Below are 18,297 nucleotides of genomic sequence, written 5' to 3'. Positions count from 1 at the left end.
TAAAGAGCAAAAAACAACGACGCACTGTTTAATCACTTCACAACAGCGCGTCGTTGTGTGGGGCGCATTATAGAGATTTTAGAATTCCGCGCAAGCGATTTTTGCAAAATTTTTGAAAAAAATGACCGCTTGTTGAAAAACAATTCAGCTTGGCTGAATTTTTAGCGACAAGCGGTCAGATTTTATAAGAATTTTACAATTATTTATCGTTTTACTGATTACACAATAACAACCATATTATTCTCTAATGTAGCTAATTGATTACTTAAGGTTGCAAAATGAGTCGCTCCTGCACTACCTGATTTATCACTATCATAATAAAGTTTTCCACTTTCAAGTTTGATAAAGTCTAATGCATTATCACCTACACTCATTGCGGTAAATACTGCGCTTGAAAGTTCAATTTTATCTTCTGCATTCAAATCAATCGTATCAATTTTACCATTCAATGTGCTACTGAAAACGAAGGTATCAGAGCCATCACCACCGACTAAGGTATCTATACCTAAACCACCTTCTAATCGGTCATTACCTGCACCACCGCGGAGAGTATTACCGATGTCATTAGCAACTAAGCGATTATCGAGGGCATTGCCAGTGGCTTCTGTTGCGCTAGTTCCAATCAGAATAACATTTTCTACATGCTCCGCACCTTCCAGGCTGATATTAGCTAAGCTATATACCGTATCATTACCTTCACCTTCCTGTTCTAATACCGCATCAGCCGCACTATCTAAGACAAAAGTATCATCGCCTAAACCACCGACTAATATATCAGCACCTAATCCGCCATCGAGGTAGTCATTACCTGCACCACCATCAATCGTATCATCACCTGCGCCACCGTAGATATTATTATTCGCTACGTTACCCGTTAAAGTATCCTTGAATTCAGATCCTACAAGGTTCTCAATTTGCGTACCATAGCCAATAAAGGCTTGGCCTTCAGTGTATTCATTAAAGGTAGTCGTACCTAGCTTAATCCAAGCATTGTCCGTCACTCTCGCATCGGCTGACAGCCCAAAATACTCTTGGATTGTGTAGCTTTTTGTTCCTTTCACCACTAAGTTTTGCTCACGGGTTTCACCGACATAAATCCAAGAGCCTGGTGTAAGGTTCACATTCACGCCTTGTGTTTCCTTAGAAGCATCAAAGGTATCCACACCGGCACCGTCCCAAATATAGATATCTCCGTCTGCCGCATATGAGTTATAGGCTTTAAAGCTGTAAACATCATTACCTGAGCGAGCTTCTTTATTCACACCGAATTGATGATGCAAATAGGCAAGGTCAAACATACGTAAGGTTTTTAGATTGAAATAACGTCCGTTATCTACACCAAAACGATATGACATATTCGTGAATTCAAGTGTTTCCTCTTTAAAATACGCATCTTTAAATGTCGGCCCTGAATGTCCCATACCGAGTGTATGCCCGATTTCATGTAGTGCCGTATAGAATGGGAAATTCAAGCCTGAACGATCGTATTTAACACCTGCATTCCATACTAAGTTATACCCCGGCCATGCGTACGCTGCTGATCCTGAAAGGCTGCCATCAAATGAAGCAACATAAATATTCGTATCGGCAGCTGCTTGTGTATCCACTTCAACGAATTTCACATTGATATATTTCTCGATCTCTTTATAGGCATTACGTATATCGGTTTTGAAATTTGCATGATAAGTATCAGGATCCACGTAACTACCCGCTTTGATTGGTAATTCACGCATTGACTCAATACCCGCAGCTCGTTCTTCTGCCGTCACAAAATGGTAGGTATAGATTAACGGTGTATCCTTGCCCCCTAATACTGTATTGACCGCACTCGTTACACTCCCCAGTTTCTGAATAAAATAAGGGAAATTATATCCATCGGTTGAATGGTCATTATTAATAGTCGCTGGCGGTTTAGCTTGAGTAATCACATGCGTACCGCTCACAGTTCCTGTACTAATGATACTTTCAACATCAGATACCTGAATAGATACACCATTTGAATCTACCGTAGTTAAGGTTGCAGTGACTTGATTCGCCTTCGCTAAAACAGATTTATCCACCATCACAGAGAATAGATTGCCAGCTAGCACCGTAGTGTCATAACTTTGATCGCCCACTTTGACAACAATCTTATCACCCACTTTAACATCACTATCGCTATCTGCGATAACCTGACCTCTCACTTCCACTTGTGGTTCCGCTTGATAGTTCACTTTATAACTTGTTTCGGTTTCTTTGACTAAATGCGGACTATCAAAAGTAATACTTTTCACTTGTGGGGTGATTGCACCGTAACTCATAACAACCGAATAAGAGCCATCCTCCTTGGCTGTAATACGATACACATTATTATGAAGGTCTTGGTTAGCCCAACTTCCACTTGCAATAGGGAAACTAATACTGACCGCTTGACCGTTTAATGCTTCAAGTTCACTTGCTCGGATATCAATAAAGAACTGCTTATTATGAAAACCTGCACTGTACACTTTACCGCCAATGGTTACATCGACTTGGTGTAAGCGCTTGTCATTCATACCTACGGCATAATCACCCTCAAACTCCACCGCACCCTTAATACGAACTAGAGGATCAACATCACCCAAATTAAAACTGAAATCATCAATTTTGGTAATATCAATGTGTAATGGTGTTGGTTGGGTATAGGTTTCATTGTCTTCTGCTGTCGCACTATTTCCTGCCGCATCTTTTGTTGTCACGCCGGCTTTAACGATATTGTAATTCGCTTTTAATAAGTCAACGGTTTTGAAATCAACACTAAAACCACCGTTTTTAACGGTCGTCACCATATCAACCCATTGCACACCTGAACAGGTTAAACATCCACAAGAAACAATAACTTCATCTCCCTCAGTAGCCCCATCAACGGTGCCCGTTACCGTAGTAAACTCTTGCTTAGACTCTGCCGTTGAAATATGGTTATCGCCACTAATTGGATTTAAATTGATTTTTAACGTTGGTGCTTCCAAATCTACTTCATAAGTATGCGTCGCTTCACCCGTCAAATTTTGCGGTGTTATTACTGTTACCGATAATTTGCGATTTTTTGCCAATAACTCACCGCTTGTAGGAATACTAAATTTACCCTCGGTAATCGTTCCTTCAAAAGTTTGCTCGCCAATGACTAAACGGACGATCGAACCATCCGGAGAATCTGTAGCGCTACCTTGTACTGCCAAGATTTGCTCAGACTCACTGATATTGATGATATTATCTGCTGTAATGTACTCAATAGAAACCTGCGGCACATATTTCACTTTATCTAAAGTATATTTCTTACTGTTTTCTGCGGCAGCAGTATTACCCGCTACATCTTGGGTAGTCACTACAGCAGCAATTGATTGATGCACAACCAGTGTTTTGGTATCGACATCCGCACTGAATTTACCATCCTTTAAAATCGCTTCAAAAGTCGCTTCGCCAATCGTTAACACCACTTTATCACCATCTCTGGCATTTTTTACCGAACCCGAAACCGTTGTTGTTGTAATTTGAGCTTCCAACAAATCAATAATGTCGTCCGTTGTAATGGGATCAAACGTAATTACAGGCACAGGAGCCTGTACATCCACCAGATAAGAATGTGTTACTGTATCCGAACTTAAGCCCATTGGGGTGGTTACTGAGGCTTCAATTTGGTTATTTTTCGCTAACAACTTACCGCTAACCGAATGTGTAAATTTCCCCGATACGACTTGCGCAGTAAAGTTCTGATCACCGATTAACAACGTCACGATTGAACCATCTACAGCATTTTCTACTGTTCCTGTTAAGTCCACATTCCCCTGAGATTCAACAACATTAACAATATTATCTGGAGTGACTGTGTCAAATGTTAATAATATCGGTTTTGGTGACTCGGTCGGAGTGACCGGTTCAGATGGTGTTACGGGGGCAACAGGACTCGTCGGCGATGTTGGCGTTATAGGTTCAACGGGATTTGTTGGCTCTGTTGGTGTTGTCGATTCAATAGGATTTGTGGAGACAGCTGAATTTGTCTTATGCCCGCTTCTATTATAACTCATTAAGCTAACTCCTGCTGTAGCTAAAGCGACAGACCCTACGACAATCCCTGCTAACTTTGTAGTACTCAATGTTGCCGTTGTTGCTAATAATTTCGCAGCAGAGGCACTTTCTGCAGTCGCAAAAGACGCCTGAGTTTCAGCCAAATATTGCCCGTTTTGAATAGGGTAATGTAGTTGGTATCCTTCCAGCACTAAATTTGGTTGTTCTGAACCGTCAACAAACACCCAAAGATCATCACCAACCACATCAGTTTTAATATTGCTAATTAATTGACCATTTTCGTCAATCAATTGATATTTCGTTGCTGCTGTTGCTTTCTGAACGACTGTTTTTCCACCCTGTAGTGTGACAACGTTCACATCCTTGTTATTTACAATTTGCAATGCAATTCTTTTCATTATGATTACCCTCCTTTAAAAATCATGTCACAATAAACTGAAAAAAGTCCTTGTTTTAATAGGTCGCATAGCATAATTGTAAATTTATTGAAAATAAATCGACTTTACACAAACCTTTTACTTCTCCTTGTGAAAGGTTTAAAAACATACTTACCACAGTAAATTTACACAGTATATATCGCTATTTATATCAAGAAATTGTAAACTGAACTCACAAATTCAATACAAACGGAGTATAAAAATGCACAACACTCACTTCATCGGTTTAGGCGTAGCAGGCAATTTTGCAGGGCACTTAGAACAAGCGGGCGAAGCGGCAGATTTCGTGAAAGTACAAACAACCGAAGCAATCCAGCCCAAAGCAATTTTCCCTTTTTACGTTCCTAGTAAAAATTTAGCCGAATCAGACCACTTTCTTGCTAATTACCCCCTTTCCCACGACACCATCAACTTCCCCAAAGATGCAGACAATTTGCAGATCGAACCCGAAGTGGCGTTAATTTGCGAAATTGAATATCAAAACAATCAAGTTGTTGTGTTAAAACCGACTCACTTTGCGGCTTATAACGACTGCTCAATCCGCCGTCCAAATGCTCGCAAAATCTGTGAAAAGAAAAACTGGGGAGCCAATTCAAAAGGCATTTCTGCCACCCAAATCCCCCTTGATAAATTTGAACAAGGTGGAAATTTAGATCGTTATCATATTGCTTGTTTCCACAAACGAAACGGTAAACTCACCGAATACGGCATTGACAGCCCAACGATCGGCTACAGCTATTTCCACCAAAAACTCTTGGATTGGATCATCGACCGAATGAATCACCAACCCGATCAAGATCCAATGAACAATATCGCTGATCTTCTCGCTAAAGCAGAGTATCCGAAACAAGCCATCATTAGTATTGGGGCAACTCGCTACACGGAATTTGGTGAACATAATTTCTTACAAGTGGGAGATACCAGTATCGTGGTCATTTATAACAACAATACATATTCACACGCACAAATTGTTGAAATGGCTCAAGCTGAGCAATTTAAACCGGACATTTCTGCTTTAATTCAGCAAGTTATTTAACAAAGTGATTGAAAATTCTACAAAAAAGCTTATTCTTTCCACTTGTGGATTTCCCACAAAAACAATGTAACCTTATTAACGGAGAATATTATGGCATTAGGTTGGTACGAACTTAAATTGGCGAAAGATGGACAGTTTATGTTTAACTTAAAAGCGGCAAACAGCCAAGTTATCTTAACTAGCGAACTTTACAAAACTCGTTCTGCTGCAGAAAAAGGGATCGCTTCAGTACAAAAAAACGGTGTTGAAGAAAAAAACTTCGAATTTAAAACGACGAAAAGTGACCAGCCTTATTTCATTTTGAAATCGGCAAATCATCAAGAAATTGGTCGTAGCGAATATTACTCATCCAAAGCTGCTGCACAAAACGGAGTAAAATCTGTAATGAATAATGCGGCAAGTACTGTAATTAAAGACAAAACAACTGAATAGCTGCCAACAGTTTAAAAAGCAATCTCAATAGATTGCTTTTTTTATTCATTTTATTTTTTCGATCTAGATCGAAAAAATAGTTTTTAATCCTGATTTTTTCTATTTCAGACCGTAAAGTTCTACATATTATTTTTAGGAGGTAATATGTGGCGACTTTTTCTCTTTCTATTTATACCTAATTTATTTGCTCAACCATTAAATTTAATGTTATTAGAACAATATAAAGATCAAAATATTGAGGGCTGGGTAATGTCTGAAAAATTAGATGGAATCCGTGGTTATTGGGACGGTACTCAATTATTGAGCCGACAAGGCTATCCTCTTTCACCGCCTGACTATTTTATCCAAAACTTCCCGCCTTTTGAAATTGATGGGGAATTATTTAGTGAGCGAGGTCAGTTTGAACAGATTTCTTCAACAGTACGAGCTCATCAAAAGGGTTGGTATAAACTCAAACTGTATGTTTTCGATGTGCCTAAAGCAGAAGGGAATCTCTTTGCACGCCTTGAGAAGCTAAAGCAACACCTTGCCCGCCATCCTACGCCCTATATTGAGATCATTGAACAAATTCCGATAAAAGATAAAAATCATCTCAACCAATTTTTTAATCAGATTCAACAATCAGGAGGCGAAGGTGTTGTTGTCCGTAATCCTGACGCTCATTATATTCACGGACGCTCTGCTCAAATTTTAAAATTGAAAGCTGTTCTTGATGAAGAATGTACAGTTACCGCACACCATAAAGGTAAAGGAAAATATGCAAACAAATTGGGAGCAATTACTTGTGAGAATCATCGAGGACAATTTCGTATCGGTTCCGGCTTTAAAGATAGCGACCGTAAAAATCCGCCGCCAATCGGTAGCCTTATTACCTATAAATATCGGGGATTAACTAATTCCGGTAAACCTCGCTTTGCCACTTATTGGCGCATACGTAGCGACCAATCGCTTGAAAACAAATAATATGTCGGGCTTACCTATTTATAAAATTCAAGCGCTAATTTGATCCAAATTATAGCAACCACAAATAAATTTATTTACATTGAAGATCTGTGGTTTAAACCTCGGAGACAACGCCATGACAAAAACCGATCTCATTATTGAAGGGATTAATCTTATGTTTATCGGTATGGGATTTGTGATGTTATTTCTATTCCTACTGATTATTGCCATCACATTTATCTCGAATACGATTAATCGTTATTTTCCCGAGCAGACTCGAGTAACGGTTGTACCGTCAACCGTTTCCCCGACACCAACCTCCGCCTCTGATGATGTAGCAGATTTACGACCAATCATTATTGCCGCAATTGCTCATCACCGTCGCAAACATGGTCTTAACAAATAAAAGGATGCCATTATGACAACACAAGCGAAAAAAATTGCTGTTACTGATGTCGTTTTACGCGATGCTCACCAATCTCTGTTTGCAACACGCTTACGGTTAGAAGATATGTTACCAATTGCCAGAGAACTCGATGATATCGGCTACTGGTCGTTAGAGGCTTGGGGAGGAGCCACTTTCGATTCCTGTATTCGTTTTTTAGGTGAAGATCCTTGGACTCGCCTACGAGAACTGAAAAAAGCAATACCCAAAACCCCATTACAAATGTTATTACGCGGTCAAAATTTATTAGGCTACCGTCACTATGCCGATGATGTTGTTGATCGCTTTGTTGAACGAGCGGTCGCAAACGGAATGAGTGTTTTTCGAGTATTTGATGCAATGAACGATCCGCGCAATATGCAACAGGCTTTAAAAGCCGTACGCAAAAACGGCGCTCATGCACAAGGGACTCTCAGCTACACGACTAGTCCGGTACATACCTTAGAAACTTGGTTAGAGGTAACCGAACAGCTACTTGAAATCGGCGTAGATTCTTTGGTCATCAAAGATATGTCAGGTATTTTGACCCCAATGGCAGCTTATCAATTAGTCAGTGAACTCAAAAAACGCTACGAAGTACGTTTGCATTTACACTGCCACGCGACCACAGGCATGGCGGAAATGGCATTGTTGAAGGCTATTGAAGCAGGAGTGGACGGAATCGATACCGCCATTTCATCAATGAGCGGTACTTACGGACATCCGGCAACAGAAGCATTAGTTGCGACACTTCAAGGTACACCATACGATACCGGTTTAGATATGATGAAAATCGAAAAAATCGCAGCCTATTTTCGTGAGGTTCGTAAAAAATATACTTCATTTGAAGGTCAATTAAAAGGTGTGGACAGTCGTATTCTTGTAGCACAAGTGCCGGGAGGGATGTTGACCAACCTTGAAAGCCAGCTTAAACAGCAAAATGCCACAGATAAATTGGATGACGTTTTAAGAGAAATTCCGCTCGTGCGCAAAGATTTAGGTTACATCCCTCTTGTTACACCGACATCACAAATTGTGGGTACTCAAGCAGTTATGAATGTGTTAATGGGAGGACGGTATAAGAATATCGCGAAAGAAACCGCCGGTATTTTAAAAGGCGAATACGGTCGCACACCGGCTCCGGTGAATGCCGAATTGCAGGCGAGAGTATTAGAGGGCAATAAAGCAATTACCGATCGACCAGCCGATCATATCGCACCGGAAATGGATAAATTATTGGTAGAAGTAAAACAACAAGCGGTCGAAAAAGGCATAAAACTTGCAAAAAATGAAATTGATGATGCACTTATTGTCGCACTTTTCCCTCAAGTCGGTTGGAAATTCTTAGAAAACCGAGGTAATCCTGCAGCATTTGAACCTGCACCGACGGCACAGACTACTAAACCGGCGCCTCCCGTCGCCTCACCAAAAGCAGCTACAAATACTGCTCCAGCCGTTTATACCGTTGAATTGGAAGGCAAAGCTTTTGTGGTAAAAGTGAGCGAAGGCGGTGAAATCAGTCATATTACATCAACCACACCGATAGCCACAACTGCTGTCGCCTCTCCGACCGTGACAACACCGGTTTCTTCCGCTAGCGGTGAACCGGTGAGCGCGCCGATGGCGGGAACAATTCTGAAAATCGTAGTTACTGAAGGGCAACAGGTAAACACGGATGAAGTATTGTTGGTATTGGAAGCGATGAAAATGGAAACACAAATCTGCGCGGTAAAAGCCGGCAAAGTGCAAGGTATTAAAGTGAAAGCCGGTGATGTAGTCGCTGTTGGCGATACGCTGATGACCTTAGTCTAACTAAATAGAGAGGAATCATATGGAAAGTCTTGTTGCATTAGTGCAAGGGATGGGAATACTGCATATGGAGTTTGGTCAAGCAGTAATGATTGCAATCAGTCTCTTGCTGTTATGGCTTGCAATTGCTCGCCGGTTTGAACCGTTATTACTATTGCCGATTGGTTTTGGAGGGCTACTATCGAATATTCCTGAAGCCGGTTTAGCCATGACTGCGTTAGACAACCTATTACATCAGCAAGTACCGCAACATCTTGCCGTGGTTGCAGCTAAAGTGGGGAGCAGCGTAGACCCAACCGCCATCAAAGAAGCAATCGCCCTTGCTTTACCATCCGTTCAACACGAGTTAGAAAGTATCGCAGGCGACCTTGGTTATACAGCCGGTGTACTTGCCTTGTTTTATCAAGTTGCTATCAACTATGGCGTTGCCCCGCTGATTATTTTTATGGGTGTCGGTGCAATGACCGATTTTGGTCCGCTATTGGCAAATCCACGCACTTTATTACTTGGCGCTGCCGCACAATTCGGCATTTTCGCTACGGTAATCGGTGCTGTCGGTTTGAACTGGTTAGGCATTATCGACTTTACCCTACCGCAAGCGGCTGCGATTGGGATTATCGGAGGGGCTGACGGTCCGACCGCAATTTATCTCGCCAGTAAATTGGCGCCTGAATTGTTAGGTGCTATTGCGGTTGCCGCCTATTCATATATGGCATTGGTGCCGTTAATTCAACCGCCGATTATGAAAGCGCTGACAACAGAAGAAGAGCGCAAAATCAAAATGGTACAGATGCGTAATGTCAGTAATCGTGAAAAAATTCTCTTTCCGATTACCTTGTTATTACTCGTTGCCTTATTGCTACCCGACGCAGCTCCGTTACTCGGTATGTTCTGTTTTGGTAATTTGCTACGGGTAAGCGGTGTGGCGGAACGTTTAAATGATACGGCGCAAAATGCATTGATTAATATTGTGACGATCTTTCTAGGGCTGTCCGTCGGTTCTAAACTGATAGCGGATAAATTCCTACAACCACAAACCTTAGGTATTTTGGTACTTGGCGTTATTGCTTTCGGTATCGGCACTGCCAGCGGTGTGATTATGGCAAAAGTGATGAACCGCTTCAGTAAAAACAAAATTAATCCGCTGATTGGTTCTGCCGGTGTATCTGCAGTTCCCATGGCTGCGCGGGTTTCAAATAAATTAGGTTTGGAGTCCGATAAACAAAACTTCCTGCTAATGCACGCCATGGGACCGAATGTTGCAGGAGTTATCGGTTCAGCCATTGCCGCTGGGGTGATGCTCAAGTACATTTCGGCAATGTAACGGATTACAAGCGGTCGGTTTCGGCAAATAATTTGCAAAAATACTTGAACTATCAAGTCGGCAAATTATGAGTAAACCGAACGCTTGTTATTTGTTCAATATTACACTTTAGTTAAGTCTAAGTGTTTGGTTTCTTTCGATATATATAAAGCGATCATCGTAATTACCGCATTGATTGCCAAATAGATCCCCACACCTAAAATACCGTATGAAATATTGATTTTAATTGCAAATGTTGCTGCAATGGTTGCTCCGACAATAGAAGCAAAATTATAAGCCAGTGATGCCCCCGAATAACGCACTTCTGTTGGGAATAATTCCGGTAATAATGCCGCCATCGGTCCGAAAGTCATTCCCATTAATACCATGCCAATCACCAAGAAGAGGAATACCGTAACAGGCGTCCCGTTTGACAAAAATAACGGCATCGCCAAACCGAATATCGCCATGGCAAAAGTCACGCCGAGCAGCCATTTACGTCTACCGATTTTATCTGCATAAACGCCTGAAATACTGACAAAAACGGCAAACACAATCGCACTTAATAGCAAGAAGCCGGTAAACGTATTCGGTTCAATACCTAATCCCATCGGATGACCTGCCGGTGATAATGTCGGTGCAGATTTTGAATAAACTTGCGCAAATGCCGTCATTATATAGAACAATACATACGTTGCCGTCATCACAAAGGTGCCGATAATTAATGGTTTCAGATGATGGCGGAATACCGCACTCACCGGTGCTTTTTGAGTTTTCCCTTGATCTTCCGCCTCTTTAAATACATGGCTTTCATGCAAGGTTAAACGTACGTATAAACCGACCGCAACCAAAACGATAGAAGAAATAAACGGAATACGCCATGCCCATTCGACTAAAGCTTGCGAGCCGAAATAATAACTCACCAGGAAGAACGAGCTGTTTGCCATAAACAAACCGATTGGTGCACCTAATTGTGGAAATGAACCATACCACCCTCGTTTGCCGTCCGGTGCGTTTTCCGTTGCAACCAATGCGGCCCCGCCCCATTCACCGCCAAGACCGATCCCCTGACCGACACGGCAGATACACAATAAAATCGTCGCCCAAATACCAATGCTTTCGTAAGTTGGCAATAGACCGATCATCACCGTTGAACATCCCATTAATAGTAACGAAGCAACAAGCGTTTTTTTCCGTCCGATTTTGTCACCGAAATGTCCAAATAATGCCGAACCGATTGGACGGGCAAAGAATGCCAAAGCCAGAGTTGAAAGGGACATCAACTCGTTGGAAACCGGATCATCACTATTGAAAAATTGTGTATTGAACACTAATACCGCTGCGGCGGCATAAATATAGTAGTCAAAAAATTCGATTGCCGTTCCGACCATTGAAGCAATAGCAACCTTTTTGGGGTCATTTCTGAGATTTTGTGCTGTGCTAGACATAGAAAAATATTTCCCGATAAGTAAAAAAGAGGCGGAATCCTAGCATTTCCAAGATACTTGAGCAACAAAGCAGGAAGAAGATCAAAAACACATAAATTATTTAATGCTAAATACCCCTTAATCAAAAGATAAAAATCCTGATTTTTAATCAAAATAATTCGGTTATGATGATCTTTCGGTAAATTTTTCATGATTTAATTTTTTGTTAAAAATAATTTGCTTACCCTCTCAAACAAGCGGTCATTTACTCACGGAAATTAACGTGTTTATGCCTTACATAAGCATTTGTGCAAATTCATCAATAGCCGGTTATTTTAGTATATAATGCGATTTTTTTAATTAATGTAAGGATATTTATGCAATTCCCGATTTGTCCGTCTTGCAAAGGCGAAAATACTTACCATGATTCAATTCAATTTGTTTGCCCGGACTGCGGTAACGAATGGAGCGGTGAAGAAGTATCGGAACAAGATGAAGATCAGTTAATCGTTAAAGACAGTAACGGCAACTTATTGAGCGACGGTGACGATGTTATTTTAATCAAAGATTTAAAATTGAAAGGTTCATCGGAAGTTTTAAAAAAAGGCACAAAATTTAAAGGTATTCGCTTAGCAAAAGGCGATCATAATGTTGATTGTGGCAAAATCATGTTGAAGTCTGAATTCTTGAAAAAGGCTTAATAAAAATGGACGCACTACGCGTCCATTTTCATTTGCAGCTAAGGAACAATCACCGTAAAAACATAAGCGGCTAAGTTTACCAACAATACTACGCCATAAAGCATATTAGATTTACCGTGGTTTAACGATACCATTACCACAAACGCCGATAAGGCTAATAGCACCATTGATTTCCAGTCTAGTCCCAATACCATATTAATATCGTACATCAAACAGACAATCACCACCGCGGGAATAGTTAAACCAATACTGGCTAATGCCGAGCCTAATGCAAGATTCACACTGGTTTGTAAACGATTACGACTGGCGGCGGTTAATGCAGCCAAACCTTCCGGCATTAAAACGACAGCGGCAATAATCACCCCGACTAACGCTAACGGCGCACCGGCGGCGACAACCATGCCTTCAATTGCGGGTGAGAGCCCTTTAGCGAGCATGACGACAATACCTAAGCATACGATCAACAGCAGTAAACTCATCAGGGCAACTTTGGTCGACGGCGGTTCGGCATGATGATTCGGGTTATCGTCATCGGCTAAAAAATAATCGCGATGGCGAACGGTTTGCATCATAATAAATGAAAAATAAAGGACCAAAGAGGCTATCGCTACAAAAATCAATTGTGAGTCGGTATACGTTCCGCCTTCTGAGCTTGTGGTAAAATTAGGTAAGATCATGGTGAGAACTAAGATAGAAACTAATGTCACTAACGCAATGCTGACCGATTTTTTATGGAAAAATTGAACGTGGTGTTTCAGCCCGCCGATCAACAAACAGCCGCCTAAAATACCGTTTAAGATCAACATAATGGCGGCAAAAACCGTATCTCTTGCCAAATAAGCGGCATTGTCGCCACCGGCAATCATTAAAGAGATGATCAAGGCAACTTCGATAATTGTAATCGCCAACGCTAAAATGATCGTGCCGAACGGTTCACCGACTTTGTGTGCGACAACTTCGGCATGATGAACGGCAGAAAGTACGCTGCCGATTAATAATGCCCCGCCACCGAGCTGAAGCCAAATATTGTCCTTAATCCCAATAAAATAGATTGCCCATGCTGCAAGCGGTAAGATGACCGACCAAACGGGTAATTGGGCGTGAGAGTTTGTTGCCATATTTAATCTCCTTTTTTTATAATAATTTAACAGTCTTGTTCTTTGGCACTCATAATCTCAATAATTTGTCTGTCCATGTAGACCATGCTTTTTGTCGCAATGGCGCATAAATTATTGATCGATTTGTCAACGCAATGTTCCACAATGCCTTCATTACCGGTGACTCTGCTGTTATCCAATGCCATTAACACCGCTTTATAGGCGGCGGAAACACCGGTGGACACTTTCATTGCACAGCTGTTTGAAGCTCCGTCGCACAACACACCGCTGATATCGCCGATCATACTGCAAATCGCCATACTGATGGCATTAAAATCCCCTTTAAGCAAATAAGCCATACCGGCGGCACTGCCCATTGCCGCCGTGGTGACGGCACAAAGGGCGGAAAGTTTCGGCAATTTGCTGTGAATATAAATCGCAATCGTGTGGGATAAAAATAAGGCTCGGATCAACTGTTCATCCGTAGCCCGAACAAAGCGGGCAACCACCACGGAAGGCATGGTCGCCGTAATACCTTGATTGCCCGATCCCGAGTTACTCATCGCTGGTAGTAGTGCACCGCCCATTCTGGCATCGGAAGCGGCAGTTGTTTCAATCACAATACGGCTAAGTAAATCATCGGATAGTAATCCTTGTTCGATCTGTTTTTTCAGCGTCTGCCCGATATGTAAGCCATAACGGTTTTCCAAACCTTCTTGAGATAATGCTCCGTTCAACTTTGCGGCTTCCGCAATAAAAGCCAATTGTGCTAACGGGGCTTCTGTTGCAAAACGATAAATTTGTTGTACTGAAAGCGCGTTAAAAAAAGCATAGTCATCCGCTAAATCAATACTTTCCGTTTCTTGCTTAAAGAGAATTTCACCGTTTTTTTCAATCAGTACCACATTAGTGTGGGAATCTTGAATACAGACCCTCACCCAACCACGCTCTCCCAATACCAAAGCTTCCGAATAGAGAGGAATATCAACGTTTGCAATATCCACATTCACTTGATGATTATCCAGCATTATCTTTGCTTGTCGAACATCCTCCGCACGGATTTTTTTCAACACCTCTAACCCGGCTGACGCATCACCGGCAATCGCCCCAACCGCTGCTGCTATCGGCAAACCGACCATCCCCGTTCCCGGCACCGTCACGCCCATACCGTTTTTCATTAAATTCGGGGAAACTTTCGCTTGAATATTTAAAGGAGTAGATTCTAAATGAGATACCGCAATAGCCGCAGCAAGGGCAAGAGAAATCGGCTCGGTACAACCCAACGCCGGTGCAACGTCTCGCTTTATAATGGCAATCAATTGATCGCCGAAATCAAAGGTATTTTCCATATTCTTCTCTGTTTTTTGCAAAATTTTTGCCTATTTTAACCGCTTGTTACCGATGAAAAAATAAATTTTAAAAGCTCTTGCCTTAAGATGAATAAAAATGCAAAATAAATGCATAAATTTTCACATTTACCGAATATTAAGCTGTATTTCCTAAGTTTAACTTGAAAGCAATCGTTTGCTCTATTAAACTTAGCCGCCTACTCCTTAACAGGTTATGGCGAAAATGAAGTATCACCAAACAGATTCATTATTAGGAGTAAAAAAATATATGTTTGAACCTGCAATTCTTGTCCTCGCAGACGGTTCTGTCTTTCATGGGAAATCTATTGGCTATCAAGGACATACCATTGGCGAAGTGGTATTCAATACCGCAATGACGGGCTACCAAGAAATTCTCACCGATCCTTCATATACGAATCAAATTGTCACATTAACTTATCCGCACATCGGTAATACCGGCACAAATAACGAAGACGAAGAAGCCGATAAAGTGTATGCCGCAGGTTTAATTATTCGTGATCTTCCCCTTATTCATAGCAATTTCCGTGCGAACTCTTCGCTTTCTGATTATCTCGTTAAACATAAAATCGTCGCAATCGCCGACATTGACACACGCCGTTTAACCCGTATTTTGCGTGATAAAGGCGCACAAGCAGGCTGTATTTATGTCGGTGATGGTGTGGCTAAAGCCCTTGAACTTGCCAACAGTTTCGGTTCAATGGCTGGGCAAGATTTAGCCAAAGAAGTGACCTGTAAAGAGCTGTATCAATGGACGGAAGGCGAATGGCAACTTGGCAAAGGTTATGTGCCACAAACCAACCCTGAATTTCACGTTGTCGCTTACGATTTTGGTGTAAAACGTAACATTTTAAGAATGCTTGCGGAACGTGGCTGTCGTATCACCGTTGTGCCTGCAACAACTTCCGCAGAAGCGGTATTAGCCTTAAATCCAGATGGTATTTTCTTGTCTAACGGCCCGGGCGACCCAGAGCCTTGTACCTATGCGATTACTGCTATCCAAAAATTATTAGCGACCAAAAAACCGATTTTCGGCATCTGCTTAGGACATCAATTACTCGGATTAGCCGCAGGTGGCAAAACGAAGAAAATGGCATTCGGACACCACGGTGCAAACCACCCTGTGCAAGATTTAGACACACAAAACGTGCTGATCACCAGTCAAAACCACGGTTTTGAAGTTGATGAAGCCAGTTTGCCAGCTAACGTTCGTGTCACCCACCGCTCACTCTTTGACGGCACAGTACAAGGCATTGAACTCACCGATCAATCGGCATTCTCGTTCCAAGGACACCCAGAAGCCAGCCCAGGTCCACACGATGTGGCATACCTGTTTGACCGCTTTATTAATGAATTGAGAAAAGCGAAAGGGTAAACAAATGTTTCGCACATACCCTTTCAAACTCGTCAATGTCTTTGCCGAACAACACTTTGGTGGAAATCCGTTAGCCGTATTTCCCCAAGCTGATGGGCTGAGCGATGAAGAAATGCAACAGATCGCCAAACAGTTCAATTTGAGCGAAACGGTCTTTGCCTTTAACTCACAAACGGCAGAAGCGGATTTACGTATTTTCACACCTGCTTACGAACTACCGTTAGCAGGGCACCCAACGCTAGGCTGTGCTTATGTGTTACAGCAACAACGCCGTTTGCCTGAACGATTTACGCTCAATACAAAAGCGAAAGCGGTCAGATTATTCGGAAAAAATGCAAAGATGGAACTTGCGATTGAGGGCTACGCTATACAGCCAAGCAAAGCCACACATCAGCAACTCGCCAAAGCGACAGGGTTAAGTGAAACAGCGATTGCCGATACAGCCTACTGGCTTAACAGCGGATCGCCACAGCTCTTACTGCAACTGAATTCCCGTTCTGCACTTGATGATATTGTGATAGATATTGCTACACTTAGCGACATATGTGAGCAAGATCAGAACAGTACTGTGATTTACCTTTGGTGTGAAGAAAACGAGATAATTTTCTCTCGCCTTTTTTATGTGGCAAACGGTGCATTGTTTGAAGATAGCGGAACAGGTTCTGCCTGTGCAAATTTAGGGGCATATTTTCTTTCGCAAAATAAATATCCCCTTGAACACCAAGTTCATCAGGGCGATCAAATGGGCAGACCGAACCGCCTAACACTCAAACTCGATGAACAACAAATGATTTATGTCGGCGGACAAGTGATTGAGGTTGGAGAAGGGGTATTTAAATTACCGTAACAAGCGATGAGATCTTGCGGAAAATTTGCAAAATTTTGCGAAGAAGTGACCGCTTGTAAAAAACAAATACTAGATAATAGCAGGTAAATATATGAATAAAGATATAGAAAATTTTTCTCCTGAGGTTTGTCGAGAGCTGAAATTTTATGTTTATCGCTTAGTTGATCCAAGAAACGGGGAAACCTTTTACGTAGGAAAAGGTAAAAACAATCGAGTCTTCCAACATGTAAAAACAGAGGTCAGATACGATCAAGAGCTTGATGGCGATGAAGAACAGGATGATATTTCTTTAAAGTATTCTCGAATCAGAGAAATTCGCTGTGCAGGGTTGCGTGTTATTCATATAATCCATCGCCATAACATGACACATGCAGTTGCTCATGAAGTCGAAGGTGCTCTCATTGATGCTTATCCAGGATTATCAAATATTCAGGGGGGGCATGGTAATAATGAATGTGGTGCAATGAACGCATTTCAAATTGAAGAAAAATATAACGCTCCTTTTGCTGAAATTGATGAAAATGATAGATGCCTCATTATTAGTATTAATCGTTCGATTTCACAAGGCTCTATCTATGATGCGGTACGGCTAGCGTGGAGACTGGATGTAGAAAGAGCAAAGCAGGCTAAATATGTACTTGCTGTAGAAAAAGGGCTTATTGTTGGTGTACTCATTCCCAAAGAATGGCGCGCTGCCACAAAAGAAAACTTTCCAGAATTACCTCATGATCGAGCTGAACGCTATGGATTCACTGGCGAATTAATAGCAGAAGATAACCAACTCTATCAAAATATTATTAAAAAGTATTTACGTAAACGTTTACCAGATAAGTATCGTAAACGCGGAGCGAGCAATCCGATAAAATACGCCTATAAAAAAGAAAATATAAAATCTGAATAATCGTACAAGCGGTGAGATTTGATGAAAAATTTGCAAAATGAAACAATAGTGTTATATACGGGAATAAATCTAGATATGCTGGAAACAGAAGGCGGTTCTGGTTATTGGGATATTAATGAAAGTCGAATTAAAAACATTGATTATTTGCTCGCAGT

At 41.6% G+C, this 18,297-nt stretch carries 14 protein-coding genes; 10 read left to right on the top strand and 4 right to left on the bottom strand.

Going from position 1 to position 18,297, the window contains the following annotated elements; all coding sequences use genetic code 11:
• Positions 1-218: 218 nt before the first annotated feature.
• Complete coding sequence (locus ACEYJ7_RS09890) at positions 219-4,442, bottom strand: Ig-like domain-containing protein (RefSeq protein WP_373778937.1); 4,224 nt, start codon at positions 4,440-4,442, stop codon at positions 219-221.
• Between the two features lie 241 nt (positions 4,443-4,683).
• Between ACEYJ7_RS09890 and ACEYJ7_RS09885 the strand changes: the two genes are divergently transcribed.
• The 6 genes from ACEYJ7_RS09885 (at position 4,684) to ACEYJ7_RS09860 (ending at position 10,448) form a co-directional block, all read left to right on the top strand.
• The gene (locus ACEYJ7_RS09885; RefSeq protein ID WP_373778936.1) at positions 4,684-5,517 is read left to right on the top strand and encodes a DUF5718 family protein; all 834 of its coding nucleotides are present in this window, start codon (positions 4,684-4,686) and stop codon (positions 5,515-5,517) included.
• Between the two features lie 90 nt (positions 5,518-5,607).
• Entirely contained in the window at positions 5,608-5,949 is a 342-nt protein-coding gene (locus tag ACEYJ7_RS09880; RefSeq protein ID WP_373778935.1) for a YegP family protein, read from the top strand.
• Between the two features lie 144 nt (positions 5,950-6,093).
• Positions 6,094-6,912 (top strand): DNA ligase, encoded by an 819-nt coding sequence (locus tag ACEYJ7_RS09875; protein ID WP_373778934.1) that lies wholly within the window; start codon positions 6,094-6,096, stop codon positions 6,910-6,912.
• A gap of 115 nt (positions 6,913-7,027) precedes the next feature.
• Positions 7,028-7,297 (top strand): oxaloacetate decarboxylase subunit gamma, encoded by a 270-nt coding sequence (locus ACEYJ7_RS09870; protein ID WP_373778933.1) that lies wholly within the window; start codon positions 7,028-7,030, stop codon positions 7,295-7,297.
• 12 nt (positions 7,298-7,309) lie between these two features.
• Positions 7,310-9,127, top strand: a complete 1,818-nt coding sequence (oadA, locus tag ACEYJ7_RS09865; RefSeq protein WP_373778932.1) for a sodium-extruding oxaloacetate decarboxylase subunit alpha — start codon at positions 7,310-7,312, stop codon at positions 9,125-9,127.
• 19 nt (positions 9,128-9,146) lie between these two features.
• On the top strand, positions 9,147-10,448 hold the full coding sequence (locus ACEYJ7_RS09860) for a sodium ion-translocating decarboxylase subunit beta (protein WP_373778931.1): 1,302 nt from the start codon (positions 9,147-9,149) through the stop codon (positions 10,446-10,448).
• Between the two features lie 101 nt (positions 10,449-10,549).
• Here ACEYJ7_RS09860 and ACEYJ7_RS09855 read toward each other — a convergent pair whose 3' ends face one another.
• The gene (locus ACEYJ7_RS09855) at positions 10,550-11,875 is read right to left on the bottom strand and encodes an MFS transporter (protein ID WP_373778930.1); all 1,326 of its coding nucleotides are present in this window, start codon (positions 11,873-11,875) and stop codon (positions 10,550-10,552) included.
• Between the two features lie 356 nt (positions 11,876-12,231).
• On the opposite strand from ACEYJ7_RS09855, the gene ACEYJ7_RS09850 reads away from it, so the two are divergent.
• Entirely contained in the window at positions 12,232-12,555 is a 324-nt protein-coding gene (locus ACEYJ7_RS09850) for a zinc ribbon domain-containing protein YjdM (protein ID WP_373778929.1), read from the top strand.
• A gap of 38 nt (positions 12,556-12,593) precedes the next feature.
• Here ACEYJ7_RS09850 and ACEYJ7_RS09845 read toward each other — a convergent pair whose 3' ends face one another.
• The gene (locus ACEYJ7_RS09845) at positions 12,594-13,673 is read right to left on the bottom strand and encodes a calcium:proton antiporter (protein ID WP_373778928.1); all 1,080 of its coding nucleotides are present in this window, start codon (positions 13,671-13,673) and stop codon (positions 12,594-12,596) included.
• A gap of 26 nt (positions 13,674-13,699) precedes the next feature.
• On the bottom strand, positions 13,700-15,001 hold the full coding sequence (locus ACEYJ7_RS09840; RefSeq protein WP_373778927.1) for a serine dehydratase subunit alpha family protein: 1,302 nt from the start codon (positions 14,999-15,001) through the stop codon (positions 13,700-13,702).
• 268 nt (positions 15,002-15,269) lie between these two features.
• Here ACEYJ7_RS09840 and carA point away from each other — a divergent pair, with 268 nt between their 5' ends.
• The 3 genes from carA (at position 15,270) to ACEYJ7_RS09825 (ending at position 18,142) form a co-directional block, all read left to right on the top strand.
• Positions 15,270-16,394: a glutamine-hydrolyzing carbamoyl-phosphate synthase small subunit gene (gene carA / locus ACEYJ7_RS09835; RefSeq protein WP_373778926.1), complete on the top strand. Its 1,125-nt coding sequence runs from the start codon at positions 15,270-15,272 to the stop codon at positions 16,392-16,394.
• 4 nt (positions 16,395-16,398) lie between these two features.
• On the top strand, positions 16,399-17,241 hold the full coding sequence (locus ACEYJ7_RS09830; RefSeq protein WP_373778925.1) for a PhzF family phenazine biosynthesis protein: 843 nt from the start codon (positions 16,399-16,401) through the stop codon (positions 17,239-17,241).
• Between the two features lie 91 nt (positions 17,242-17,332).
• Complete coding sequence (locus ACEYJ7_RS09825) at positions 17,333-18,142, top strand: hypothetical protein (RefSeq protein ID WP_373778924.1); 810 nt, start codon at positions 17,333-17,335, stop codon at positions 18,140-18,142.
• Positions 18,143-18,297 lie beyond the last annotated feature (155 nt).

The sequence above is a fragment of the Glaesserella sp. genome, assembly GCF_041814905.1.
Taxonomy (GTDB): Bacteria; Pseudomonadota; Gammaproteobacteria; order Enterobacterales; family Pasteurellaceae; genus Glaesserella.
The sequence above is the reverse complement of the archived record's forward strand: the minus strand, read 5'-3'. Positions and strand labels throughout refer to the sequence as shown.